This window comes from Vreelandella indica, from assembly GCF_037070225.1.
In the GTDB taxonomy this organism is placed as follows: Bacteria; Pseudomonadota; Gammaproteobacteria; order Pseudomonadales; family Halomonadaceae; genus Vreelandella; species Vreelandella arctica.
Map to the genome: position 1 here is coordinate 1 of NZ_JBANSO010000003.1, position 12,905 is coordinate 12,905.

Annotated in this window: 12 protein-coding genes; 2 read left to right on the forward strand and 10 right to left on the reverse strand. The window is 52.0% G+C overall.

From position 1 onward, the window contains the following. Positions 1–110 precede the first annotated feature (110 nt). The 9 genes from V8L71_RS02595 to V8L71_RS02635 all read right to left on the reverse strand — a co-directional run bounded on the left by V8L71_RS02595 (position 111) and on the right by V8L71_RS02635 (position 9,673). Positions 111–566, reverse strand: a complete 456-nt coding sequence (locus V8L71_RS02595; RefSeq protein WP_336273114.1) for an MCP four helix bundle domain-containing protein — start codon at positions 564–566, stop codon at positions 111–113. A 128-nt stretch (positions 567–694) separates the two neighbouring features. Continuing rightward, positions 695–2,560 carry an ABC transporter ATP-binding protein gene (locus V8L71_RS02600; protein WP_336273115.1) on the reverse strand — a complete coding sequence of 622 codons (1,866 nt, stop codon included), beginning with the start codon at positions 2,558–2,560 and terminating at the stop codon, positions 695–697. A 144-nt stretch (positions 2,561–2,704) separates the two neighbouring features. After that, positions 2,705–4,312 (reverse strand): gamma-glutamyltransferase family protein, encoded by a 1,608-nt coding sequence (locus V8L71_RS02605; RefSeq protein ID WP_176304903.1) that lies wholly within the window; start codon positions 4,310–4,312, stop codon positions 2,705–2,707. 46 nt (positions 4,313–4,358) lie between these two features. After that, positions 4,359–5,873 (reverse strand): tripartite tricarboxylate transporter permease, encoded by a 1,515-nt coding sequence (locus V8L71_RS02610; RefSeq protein WP_336273116.1) that lies wholly within the window; start codon positions 5,871–5,873, stop codon positions 4,359–4,361. A 13-nt stretch (positions 5,874–5,886) separates the two neighbouring features. After that, positions 5,887–6,357 (reverse strand): tripartite tricarboxylate transporter TctB family protein, encoded by a 471-nt coding sequence (locus V8L71_RS02615; protein ID WP_335597292.1) that lies wholly within the window; start codon positions 6,355–6,357, stop codon positions 5,887–5,889. A 65-nt stretch (positions 6,358–6,422) separates the two neighbouring features. Next, positions 6,423–7,403, reverse strand: a complete 981-nt coding sequence (locus tag V8L71_RS02620) for a Bug family tripartite tricarboxylate transporter substrate binding protein (protein WP_336273117.1) — start codon at positions 7,401–7,403, stop codon at positions 6,423–6,425. 39 nt (positions 7,404–7,442) lie between these two features. After that, on the reverse strand, positions 7,443–8,435 hold the full coding sequence (locus tag V8L71_RS02625) for a Bug family tripartite tricarboxylate transporter substrate binding protein (protein ID WP_336273118.1): 993 nt from the start codon (positions 8,433–8,435) through the stop codon (positions 7,443–7,445). A 141-nt stretch (positions 8,436–8,576) separates the two neighbouring features. Beyond that, positions 8,577–9,107 (reverse strand): chromate transporter, encoded by a 531-nt coding sequence (locus V8L71_RS02630; RefSeq protein WP_176304723.1) that lies wholly within the window; start codon positions 9,105–9,107, stop codon positions 8,577–8,579. Then, positions 9,104–9,673, reverse strand: coding sequence for a chromate transporter (locus V8L71_RS02635; RefSeq protein WP_336273119.1), 570 nt, complete (start codon positions 9,671–9,673; stop codon positions 9,104–9,106). Before V8L71_RS02635 ends, V8L71_RS02630 begins: the two co-directional genes overlap by 4 nt. A gap of 179 nt (positions 9,674–9,852) precedes the next feature. On the opposite strand from V8L71_RS02635, the gene V8L71_RS02640 reads away from it, so the two are divergent. Beyond that, complete coding sequence (locus V8L71_RS02640; protein ID WP_336273120.1) at positions 9,853–10,539, forward strand: GntR family transcriptional regulator; 687 nt, start codon at positions 9,853–9,855, stop codon at positions 10,537–10,539. 104 nt (positions 10,540–10,643) lie between these two features. After that, the gene (locus V8L71_RS02645; RefSeq protein ID WP_336273121.1) at positions 10,644–11,207 is read left to right on the forward strand and encodes a DUF1415 domain-containing protein; all 564 of its coding nucleotides are present in this window, start codon (positions 10,644–10,646) and stop codon (positions 11,205–11,207) included. Here the strand turns inward: V8L71_RS02645 and V8L71_RS02650 are convergent. Then, a complete protein-coding gene (locus V8L71_RS02650) occupies positions 11,195–12,880 on the reverse strand; it encodes a sensor domain-containing diguanylate cyclase (RefSeq protein ID WP_336273122.1) in 1,686 nt (561 codons plus the stop codon). The two genes, V8L71_RS02645 and V8L71_RS02650, sit on opposite strands and share 13 nt — an antisense overlap. Positions 12,881–12,905: the final 25 nt, after the last annotated feature.

Below are 12,905 nucleotides of genomic sequence, written 5' to 3' on the forward strand. Positions count from 1 at the left end.
CGGAGGTCAGCGTCTGTTGTTCAGGTTCAGTGAGAGGGGCAACGAAGCGTTTTTCCATGGTTCTGTCCGTGTCAGAAATCCTGGCATGGATATTACACGAAAACTTTAGATCAGGTACTTAGCATACTCAATGCTTCAGCCGTTTCTCCGTTTTGATGCAGCTCGAAAACGCGTGTTGCTTCTAGTTTCCAATCGCTATAAAGAACTTCGAAATTTGCGGTTTGAGTGTTGGTTTCAGGTTGCTCTTGCATCAGTTGGAGATAAGCCTGCATGCGATCATAAGCTTGCTGGGCATTCTCTTCAAATTCGGCGATGAGTACTGGTGCGCGCTCGGAACTGGGGGCTGATAACAGGTATTCGATTTCAGCCACTCGTGCTTGATACAGGTCGCGGTCTCCGTTCAGTACGGTTGATGTAGCAGGGATATAGTTAGTAATAAAGGTATGTAAGCGGGCTTTTATCATGTTAACGAGCAGTGCGTCTGCTACGACAATAACCAGTAGAGCTAATGCAACACTTATAAAAGCAAGTGCGTATTTAACTTTTATCTGATGAAAGCGGTTCATTTTTCCACTCCAGTAGTGAGGAATAATGAGCGCAGCTTACCTTTAAAGTATTAACCTGGTCGATCGCTTTGTAATACCTGTCACTTTTGTTTACATTTTAACTTGAGTGGATTGATTAAGAATTGTTTTTATTTGTATCCCTTGGCCTGTAGCCTAAACAGATTTGCGTATCGTCCATTAGCTTCCAGCAGTGCTTCATGGGTGCCGCGTTCAATAATATGCCCTTGGTCGATCACTAAAATAAGATCAGCACTGCGTACTGTGGAGAAGCGGTGCGAGATCAGTATCGCCATCTTATCGCGGCTGTGTTCACGAAAGCGGGCGAAGACTTCAGCTTCAGCGGCGGCATCCATCGCCGCCGTGGGTTCATCAAGCACTATAATATCGGCGTTTTCACGCATATACGCACGTGAGAGAGCAATCTTCTGCCACTGGCCGCCAGAGAGTTCCTGGCCATTTTTAAACCAGCGGCCCAGTTGGGTTTTGTAGCCGTTCGCCATGCGGGTAATAAAGTCGTCCGCCATGCCGTGCCGTGCGGCTTGCTTCCAGCGCTGCTCATCGTCAAAGGCATGGGTATCGCCCACGCCAAGGTTCTCACCCACCTGTAGCTGATAGCGCACGAAGTCCTGAAAGATGACGCCGGTACGCTCTCGCAGTGCTTGAGCGTTCCAATCACGTAGATCGCTGCCATCTAATAGAATGCGGCCTTGAGTAGGTTGGTAGAGCCGCGTCAAAAGTTTGATCAGCGTGGTCTTGCCAGAGCCGTTTTCACCCACCAACGCCAAGCTCTGCCCAGGGGAGAGGTGCAGCGAAATATTGTGTAGAACCGGATATTGGAGAACAGAATCGCTGCCAGGATAAGAGAAACTGACATTTTCAAAGCGCAGCCCATCTCCAGGCAGTGCACCCTGGGTTAGGGTACCTGCATCGGCCTCAACCGGCTGCTCCAGGTACTCATAAAGATTGGAAAGGTAGAGATTGTCTTCATACATACCACTAATGGCAGTCAGGCTGGCGGAAAGTGCCGCTTGGCCTTGCTTAAAGACCATCAAATACATGGTCATTTGACCCAGGGTAAGTGCTCCGGCAATCGTTTCAATCACTACCCAGCCATAGGCTAAATAAAACGTTAGGGTGCCGAGCAAGCCGAGCAGAAATCCCCAGCTTTCCCGGCGAAGGGTTAAACGACGATCTTCTGCAAACAGTTGGGTAAAAATATCGCGGTAGCGTTTAAGAAATAACCCTTCAAGACCAAACAGTTTGACCTCTTTAATGCTGTCTTCCCGTGCAAGTACCGTCTCTAAATAAATCTGCATACGGGTTTGCGGTGAGCGCCAGCGGAACAGGCGAAAAGCATCACCCGAGAACTTGGCCTCCGATACAAATACTGGCAGCGCGCCAGCTACCAGGATCAGCAGTGCCCAAGGAGAGAACTGCACCAGCAATACCCCAAAACTACCCAGTGAGATCGCATTTTGCAGCAGCCCAAAGGTTTTATTCACCAGCGCAAGTGGGCGCGTAGAGGCCTCACGCCGTGCACGCGTGAGCTGGTCGTAAAGCTCAGAGTCTTCGAATTGACTGAGTGACAGCGTGCCCGCTTTTTCCAGGATCATCACATTGACCTTCTGACCCAGCAGCGCTCTTAACAGCGACTGCTGGGCCGAAAGGCCGCGCTGGGCCAACGCGATTAAGCCAATGATCAGGGCTTCAAACCCCACCAGTTTCAACACCGGCGTGATAGAAACCAGCAAATTGGGATCGTTGGCTTCGCGGTGTGTCTCCATAGCATTTACCACGCCATCGACAATTAACTGCCCGACCCAGGCCGCCACCGCGGGCAGTACCCCCGCCACTAAGGTGCAAAGGGCTAAGCCCAGCATCATCCAGCGAGAGGTTTCCCATACTAAACCAAGCGCGCGTCGGCTATAGCGGAATACGCCAAAAAAACCGCTTAACGGTGAGGAGGAAGTAGATTCAGAAGGTGGTGGTGACATAGTTAGACTGGCAAAACACCGAGTAAAAAAGGAGTGCCATGATGCGGTGGTTAAGCGTGGATAGCCAGCTCAACCGCCGGTTGCCTTCAACGGCAACGCGGCGGAGAGGGAATTACCAGTATGGATAATTATCAGGACAGCGATTTACCAGGGCAGCACTGCCCCGTCGGTGCGCGGCTCGGTGCCGCCTTGCAGTACGCCCGTTTCAGGGTCGCGTAAAATGATTTGACCTCGGCCAAAGCTAATAGAGTCAGCAACTTTGACGATGTCGTGGCCACGGCGGGCGAGGGCCAGCGCTAGGTGATTGGGAAAATCGGCTTCCACTTCGATGGTTTTGCCTTTGGTCCACTTCCAGCGGGGCATATCGAGGGCTGCTTGGGGGTTAAGCTGATCTTCTAGCATCGCCGTTACTACCTGCACATGACCTTGCGGCTGCATATAGCCGCCCATCACGCCAAACGGCCCAACGGCTTGATTATTTTTGGTGATAAACCCGGGGATAATGGTGTGATAGGTGCGTTTGCCGGGCGCCAAAGCATTAGGGTGCTGTGGGTCGAGGGAGAACGACCAGCCACGGTTTTGCAGGCTGATGCCAGTGCCGGGAACGACCATGCCTGAGCCAAAGCCTTTAAAGTTACTTTGGATCAGTGACACCATATTGCCATCGCTGTCAGCCGTTGCCAGATACACCGTGCCGCCCTGAATCGGGTTGCCGTGTACTGGGTCAACTGCCTGTTCGCCAATCAGTGCAGCACGGGACTTCAAATAGTCGTCGGCCAGCATCTGATCAATGGTGGGGCGCATAGCATCCAGGTCGGTAACATGTGCGAAGCCATCGACATAGGCTAGTTTGGTGGCTTCAATACGACGGTGCAGCGTTTCCACCGGATCGCGTCCTTCTTCGCCTAAGTGCTCCAGCATACCCAGCGCTTGAAGTACGATCATGCCGCTGCCGTTGGGCGGTATCTCCCAAATATCATGCCCTTTGTAGCGAACGCTAATCGGGTCGACCCACTCCGGCTGGTAAGCTGCCAAGTCTTCTTTGCGCAACAGGCCGCCGTGTTCGCGGGAAAAGGCGTCGATAGCCTCGGCCAGTTCGCCTTCATAAAATGCCTTGCCGTGGGTGTCGGCAATCGCTTTTAGGCTTTTAGCATGGCCTTCCGAGCGCCACAGCTCGCCAGCTTCCGGTGCCCGACCTTCGGGGGCAAACGTATCAAACCAAGGTTTGAAAGAAGCCTCGCTATAAGCTGAATAGTTGGTGAAGGCGTCCTTCCACATTTGATGAATAACGGGAGAGACGGGGAAGCCTTCTTCTGCCAGCGCAATGGCAGGGGCTAGCAACTCTGCAAACGGCAGCTTGCCAAAGCGCTCAGACAGAGCTGCCCACGCAGCAGGAGCGCCGGGTACCGTAACGGGCAGCATGCCGTGGTTTGGCACGGTGTCATGGCCGAGTGCTTTCAGTGCTTCAATGGTAGCCTTTTGCGGGGCGGGGCCACTGGCATTGAGGCCATGCAGTTTGCCGTCGACCCAGACAATAGCAAAGGCGTCGCTTCCTATCCCATTCGAGGTGGGTTCCACTACCGTTAATGCAGCGGCGGCGGCAATCGCGGCGTCAATCGCATTACCACCTTGCTGCAGAATGCTAATACCCACCTGCGCCGCTAATGGTTGAGAAGTAGCGACCATGCCGCGTTTGCCAAATGTGGCCATTCTGCGCGAGGCGCTGGGATAGTACAGTGCATCTTGTTGCATACCAGTTTCCTTTTAAGCAGTGCTGTTGATCTAAATTATTTGAATATCAAATGTTTTCGCGCAGAGCGGCATTTTTTAAGCGCTGGATCTTACGATCCTGATAGAGCGAAAACAGAATGGAAGCGACGGCTAGCGCTAAGAAAAGCGCAGATAGTGGTCGAGTTAAAAAGGTCATCCAACTTTCATTAAGCTCAAGGGCACGGAATAGCTGGCGCTCAAGATTGTCGCCGAGCACCACACCCAGTATTAACGGCGTCAGCGGTACTTCCGCTTTCCAAAGCAGGTAGCCAATGATGCCGAAGATGAATAGCACCCAAATGTCGAACAGGTTGTTATTCAGGGCATAGGCGCCAATGGCACACAGCATTAATACGACGGGAACGAGGATCTGTTGGGGGATCAACGATATTTTGGCGAACCAGCGCACGAGCAGCAGGTTGCATAACACCATGACGACTGCGCCAATTAGCAGGCTGGCATAAATAGCGCCCACCAACACCGGGTTTTGTTCAAACATCATGGGACCTGGCGTAATACCGTGCAGAATCAGTACGCCCATCATGATCGCCATGGGCAAATCGCCCGGTATCCCCAGTGCAAGTGTTGGCACGAACGCACCGCCTGCTACCGCGCTATTGGAGGCTTCAGAAGCCACGATGCCACTGGGGGTGCCGGTGCCAAACTCTTCCGGATGACGAGAGAATTTCTTGGCTTGGTCGTAACTCAAAAAGTTAGCGACGGTGCCCCCCGTGCCAGGAAGGGCGCCCACCAAGCTGCCAATTAAAGAAGAGCGCAGCGTATTCAGCTTTTGCCCCGTCATATCTTTGATTATTTGGCCGTAGGGAATCGTCACATTGGTATCGATTTTCTTGGCTTCGCTTTTCTCATCCTTAAGCTTTTCGATATTGCCAAGCAGTTGGGAGAAGGCAAATATGCCGATCATCACGGGCAGAATTTCGAACCCAGAACCCATCGCCGGAAGACCAAAGTCAAAGCGCAGATTGCTGTTGCGGTCATAACCAACGGTTGTAATCAAAAGCCCCAAAGCAGCGGCCATCAGGCCTTTGAGCAGAGCGCCGCTGGAGAGCCCTGCCACAAGCGTCAGCGCGAAAACGATTAACGCAGTGATTTCCCAAGGGCGGAAATTCATGCTGAAGCTGGCAATTAGCGGGCCGAAGAAGACCAGGACCGCCACGCTGATGATGGTGCCTAAAAACGATGAAGCGACGCCAATGCCTAGGGCGCGGCCCGGTTCGCCTTTCTGTGCCATTGGGTAGCCGTCATATACGGTGGTGATCGAAGAGGGTGTACCGGGTATGCCCAGCATAACGCCAGACACAATGCCGCCTGAGTAACCCCCTACAAACACACCGACCATCAATGAAACGCCGCTTACCGGGTCCATGGCAAACGTGAATGGGAAGACCACTAAAATGGCCATGGTGACGGTAAAACCAGGAATACTACCGCCCACAATCCCAAACAGTACGCCAATAACGATCAGGCCCAGGACCGATGGTGTGCCGACCTCAGCGAGCGCTTGGAGGAAAAAGTTCGTCATTATTTACTCCAGGTTAAGGCAGCCAAACATTCAGGCCATAGCGGAAAACGACAAATATCACGATAGCCAAGGTGAAGCTGAGCGTGAGATTGATCATCCATTTACGTCGCGTATTGATCCCCATTAGTAGCGCAAGGGAAGCGACCAAGAAGCCTATGGTGGCTGCGATATAACCCACCACTGGAAGGAGCGCGGCATAAAGCCCAAACAGTAGAAACAGAGCGAGTATGGTGCGCCGGCTTTGAAACCACTCATTAATGAGCTGCTTTGCGCCAGCCCGTTCAGGTACTTTTACCAATAAGGAGCGCACCAGAATTAGCAGTGAAAAAATGCCGATCACTACCAATAAAATGCGTGGAAACAGCGCTGACCCATACGGCTGCCAGCTGGTGGGCGGGGCAATGCTGCCTGATTCCACCCACATGACGGCCACAATCAAGAGCAGCGCCAGCGCCAGGGCGCGGTCTTTAGTTAGCGTCAGCATAGAAAACTCTCCATAGCGTTCTCCCGCGCATGCCATCTAGATACTGACCTGCGGGGAGAAAAGCCTTAACTGTCGAAATCAATATCGTTAGCCGCTTCCGCCAATCGTTCCTCATTTTTCACGAGGAACTCTCTGTACTCTTCACCAGCCAGGAAGCGAGGAACCGATCCAAATTCATTCTCTATGCGTGCGATCAACTCTTCATTCTGAAGCGCTTTTTCATAGGCGTCTGCGATGATATCTATACGCTCTTGAGGTGTGCCTTCAGGCGCAAATAACCCCCGGCTAGTGGCGTTTTCCATATCAATACCCAACTCATTAAGAGTTGGAACATTCTCTAAACCGTTTAGCCTTTCAGAGTGTGCAACCCCGAGTGGACGCAGTGTTTCATTCTCATAAAAAGATGCGCCTGATGGGATATTGGTAATTGTGAAATCTATTTCTTCAGCCATCAGAGCCGAGACTTGTTCACCTGTATCGGCATAACCAATTAGCCTTACATCACTTATATCGACGTCAATTGCCTCAAAGAGCTGCGCCCAGAAAAAATGATCAGTGGAAGTTGGGATCATGCTGAAGCGAACTTCACCGGGATTCTCACGAATGTAGTCAGCCATTCCTCCTGCATCTTCAACAGGATGCCCTGGATAAGTGGTGGGGATATTGACCGTTTGAGTCAACAACGCGACGGGTTCAAATGCGTCGTATGAGTAATCGACCATGCCTGCTAATTTGGATAGCGCAATGGTGTCGTGGCTACCAAGCAAGGTATAGCCATCGGGGTCAGCATCTTTTACGTTGCGTGACCCTAATGTTGCTCCTGCTCCTGCCATATTGACGGGCACAATTGATACCCCAAGGTGTTTCTCCGCTTCTTGGGAAACCAAACGGAAAATAATATCCGTAGCCCCGCCGGGCCCGTAAGGAATAATCATACGTATATCTTGAGTTGGAAATTCGTCAGCCTGGGTGGTGGCGGTGAAGCTTCCAACTGATATCGCGGCCATCGTGGTAATTAAAAAGGTTGATTTCACAGGATTTATCATGTGTTTGCTCTCTTAAAGATTGATGCAAAATTGTATGAATTAGTTCTGGAAATCGATGTTTTCGGCAGCAGCACTCAGCGCAGCTTCGTTTTCATCTAGGAACGCTTGATAATCATCGCCCGCTAGAAACCTGACGACAGAGCCAAATTCATTTTCGATACGGCTCTGTACTTCTTCGTTTTCCAGGGCTTGTCCATAAGCGTTAGCGATGGTGTCGAGGACTTCTTGAGGTGTGCCTTTGGGAGCGAAAATGCCGCGACTGGTGGAGTGGTCCATCTCAATGCCTTGCTCGCGCAGGGTGGCGACATCCGGCATGCTTTCAAGACGTTCTGGATGAGCGATGCCAAGGGCGCGGAAGGTACCGTCTTCAAAAAATGCACCGCCTGATGGCAAGTTAAACATGGCGAAATCGACTTCTTCCGCCATCAGCGCCGATACCTGTTCGCCCGTATCGGGGTAACCAACTAAGCGCACATCAGCCATATCGATGCCCGCTTCCTGGAAAAACTGTGCCCAGAAAAAGTGGTCAGTAGAGCTAGGAATCATGCTGAAACGTACTTGGCCTGGGTTTTCGCTCACGTAATCAGCAATTGCGTCGGCGCTCTGCACAGGGTGATTGGCATGTGCAGTGGGAATATTGATGGTTTGGGTGAGTAGTGCGACGGGCTCGAAGGCATCAAACGAGTAATCGACGGTGCCTGCTAACTTAGAAAGCGCAATGGTGTCGTGGCTGCCAAGGAGCGTGTAGCCATCGGGGTCGGCATCTTTCACATTGCGAGAGCCCAGGGTCGCCCCTGCGCCCGCCATATTGACGGGAACGATGGATTCACCCAACGTCTTTTCAGCCTCTTGGGAGATGAGCCGGAAAAGAATATCGGTTGCTCCGCCCGGGCCGTAAGGGATGATCAAGCGGATATCCTGCTCCGGATAATCAGCCTGGGCGGTGGAGGCGATTGCCATGCTAGACGCAAGTCCGATGGCGGCGAGGGTAGTACTTAGAGTCGTGCTTAGAGTAAATGTTGAACGCGTCATTCTTATACACCTTTATAGATTGAGTTTGGTGTTGTGGGATGCCGCCCCAACTGCAGCGGCGTGGTGAGCGCGTGGTCCCGTTATCGGGTTCTTGTTGTCACCACACAATCGTCTTTGTAAGAGATCGTGTGTTAATGAGTGTTAGCCGAGAAAGAGCCCTCCATAAATCAAGGCGGCTATGACCACAAACGCAGGATGTGTGTGGAAGCGAATCAGTGCAATAGCCGCCACTGCACCGATAATCAGCGTATGAATCGCTCCGCTGGTGTTAAGACTCTCAAGTAGAAACCCCAAGGTGAGCCAGGCCATCATCATGGCAATAACCGGGCGAACCCACTGGCTCATGCGCTTAACCCTTGGTGAATCGCGATGGCGGTACAGCAGCCCCAGTGCGCCGAGCATCAATAGCAACGTCGGGATGACCGTGGCGGCCACCGCGATGAAGGCCCCGCCAATACCAGCGACTTCATAACCCACGTAGCCCGCCATTTTGGTGGCGATAGGGCTGGGCAGGGCGTTGCCGAGGGCTAATGTTTCAGCAAACGTTTGCGCGGTCATCCAGTCATAACGGCCAACCACCTCAGCCTCGATCAGAGGGATAATCGCCGGGCCGCCGCCGTAGCCAATAATGTTCGGGATGAAAAAAGCTAAAAAGAGCTCCCAATAAATCATGCTGGCCCCTCCGCTTTTTTCTTACCGGCAGGGCGCAGTAGGGCGGCAGCGAGAATGGCGCCAATCACCCAGCCGGGGTGAATGCCAAGCCAATAGATCAAGCCAGCGGCAATAACGGCCATGACAATACTGACCAGCCAGCCAAGTGCAGCCTTTGACTTATCAAAAAAATCCCAGGTGAGTTGTGCCATCATCACCATCACGACGGGGACCACCGCTTGCCCCATGCCGCGAATCCACGCGACATCGCGGTATCGGCTAAAAATGCCTAACATGACAATCATTGCCACAATCATGGGCAAGATAATGGCAATAACGGCAGCGATACAGCCGATCACACCGCCTACGCGGTAGCCAATATAGCCTGGCATTTTGGTGGCTATGGGGCCGGGTAAGGTATTGCCGATCGCCAGTACGTCGGCAAACTCTTCATCGGTGAGCCAGTGATGGCGGGTGACAACTTCGGCACGCACCAGGGGAATCATGGCGGGCCCACCACCGAAGCCAAAAATGCCGACGCGGAAAAAAGCCCAGAACAGTTGCCGGCAGGCGCCGCGTGTTTTCATGGACGCGTTTCCCGCAAAGCTAATGGGGTGATCAGAAGCATACCCAGACCTTATTTATCGTTTGTTGGTTAAAAAATCGATTATCTTGTCTAAAATAGAATATAGGTAGTGCCCGATCCGACGTCAACCGTGAAAAACTAAATGGACAGCGGGAGCTGAGATGAATAAAGGATATCGTCATGAATAATTCTTTACCCAAGGTAGCAACGCCAGTAGGTCCAGCAGGTACTGCATCAAGTCGCGTATTTGATAATTTACGTAAGGATCTTGTCGGTGGACGCTTTGTAGCGGGAGAAAAACTCGCCATCAATGCGCTCAAAGAACGCTACCAAGTCGGTTTAAGCCCGCTGCGGGAAGCACTTAATAAATTGGCGGCTTATGGATTATTAATTCAGGAAAATCAACGCGGTTTTCGTGTGCCGAAGCTTTCACGGGATGAGCTGGATGATATCGCCCAGATGCGCCTGGAAATGGAGGGCATGGCATTAGTGCGGGCCATTGCTAACGGTGATTCGCTCTGGGAGGCTGACTTATTAGCCGCGGCGCACCGCCTCAAGCGGGCCGACATCACTCTGGATAAAGGCGAGGAGTGGGAGCGGCTGCATACTCAATTTCATCGTACGTTAGTCGCCCCCTGTGGCTCTGTTTGGTTATTGCGTTTTATTGAGCAGCTGCATGATCAGTTTGACCGCTATCGCCGCCTGGGGCCGAAAATGCCGACGATTCGTCAAGAGCTGGACGAGCAGCATCATCAACTCGTGGAGCTGGCATTACAGCGTGATGCCAAAGCAGCGCGTGAATTAATGGATGATCATATTCATAAATCTTACGAAGTTGCCCTAAAACGTTATCAAGAGCACGCCTAGCAGGAGAAACTGCCTCAGTAGCGACGACACAGCGTGTCTGCAGTGTGTAAACTGCTACCCATATAATGTCCTCCGTCGCCGTCCAGATGAGTAAAGGGAGTGCTATGCACACAGATAACCAAATAGTCGCGCAAACGCTGAACTGGGTGCGCACCTTTATTGTGGCGCATGACATTTGCCCGTTTGCGCAGCGGGAGTTGGAGCGTGAAACGATTCGTGTGGAAGTGGTGCGCTCTAAAAAAATTGAAGTGGCGCTTGAGGAATTGATGGTGGAAGTGCAGTGGTTGGATGAGCACCCCGAAACAGAAACCACGCTGTTGGTGTTCCCGACGCTGTTCAAAAGCTTTGATCACTATTTGGATTTTGTGGAGCTTGCTGAAAGCATCCTGGTCGATCAGGGCTATGAAGGTGTTTATCAGTTAGCCACGTTTCACCCAGATTATTGCTTTGACGGTGCCGAACCCGATGATGCCTCTAATTATACCAACCGCTCTCCCTACGCCATGGTGCACCTGCTACGCGAAGAGAGCGTTGAAAAGGCTATCGAGTTTTATGGCGATACCGACGCTATTCCCGAACGCAATATTGCCAAGTTAACGGCGATGGGCAGCGACACTGCAGAGCAGCAGCTGCAACGCTGTTTCGAATCCGTTAATCAGGCGGAGTGAATAACAAGCTGATGTTTGCCTTTAGCTTTAGCCGCATACAGCGTGTCATCCGCAAGTTGCAGAACGGTATTGATATGAAGCCCGTGGTGGGGCCACCAAGCGGCGCCTAAACTGCTTCCAACGCGTGCCTGCTCGTTATCAGGTAATAAAACGGGTTGGTCGATGGAGCTCAGTAAGCGTCTGCTAATCTCATGGGTGAGCATTTCAAGATGCTCTTCCTTCGTTTTAAGCACCATAACGAACTCATCACCGCCCATTCGGGCTACCACATCACCGCTGCGTAGTGCGCTTTTCAATCGCTGGGTAATCTCAATCAACAGGAGGTCGCCCGCATGATGGCCTAGCTCATCATTGACCTGTTTAAAACCATCCAGGTCGATAAAGATGACAGCCATACTCTGTTGGTTTCTTTCCGCCTCCGGTATCGCAAGCTGTAAGTACTGATTTAAAAACGCACGATTCGGCAGGCCTGTTAACGGGTCGGTATTGGCTAAGTCTTCTAAGCGGTTAATAGTGCTGCGCTGATCCAGTAAGCGGGTGGCCATGTTGCGCATAGAGGTCGATAGGTGCTTAAGCTCTGGAGAGCCACCTTCAAGCGGAATGCTATCGGCGTGTTCGCCATCCTGCATTCTGTCGGCAGCATTGGCTAAGCGAGTGAGAGGAGCCGCGAGTCTTGACGCGATTATCCAGCCAACTATAGCAAACAGTAATGCAAGTAATAGACCTGTTCCCATAATGGCATCTTGCAGTTTTTCAACAGGTGCAAAGGCGGTAGCCACGGGTTGACGGCTAACCGCTATCCAACCTAAACCAGGAAAATCTTCAAAGCCGCTGCTGTGTGCATAGCCCGTCACAAAGCGTTCGCCGTTGGGCCATGTTTCAATCGCCCATTGTGGTGATGTCGTGGTGGAACTCGGTATATGTTTCAGGCTGTCTAACGATTGGCCAATCAGCGTCTCTGGCCCTAATAGCACTGTGCCGTTAGCGGAGAGCAGCAGTGTCTCAGTGTCTTTCAGATATCCAGAAGGCGTAAGCATGGATTGTTGGACGTACTCAGCCCATTGCCAGCTTAAATGCACCGCCAGGACGCCTTGCAACTCTTCGTTGCGGTCAAACACCGGAGTCGCGATATCGACAAACTGAAGCTCTTCACCGCTGGGGTTGGTCAGCAATTGAGCCAACATGACAGCTTTATGCACGTCACCTACCCAGAGCGCCTTGCGTCCTTCCATAAAGACGGGGCGTTGAGCGACTGAAACGCCTTCTAAAATCCCCTCAGTAGCGGCTTGAACAACACCATCAGGGTCGGTGAAGCCGATCCACGACACAACGTTATGATTATCTTGCAAACGCTCTAGCTGCTCACGTAGCAGGCTAGTATTCGTGCCGTTAGTGAGCGCTTGGATACCCAGTAGCAGCTTCACTTCTTTAATACGGGCATCCATGCTGCGATCCAGCTTATCAACCATTTGGTAAGCCGCTTCAGAGGCCGCATTGCCAATATTGGCTTCCATTTGCTCAGCCGATTCACGAGAAGCCACCCAGCCAAGCAGTAGCGTCGTGGCAAATACCAAGGCGGCAATCAAGGTGATAAAACGCGAGCGCAGCGAGAAGTGCGAGAAAAACGAGGAGCTATAGAACATTACAAAAAGCTTTACCGTGGTTTGAGTCATACCGAATGGTTAGGGCGATCAATAG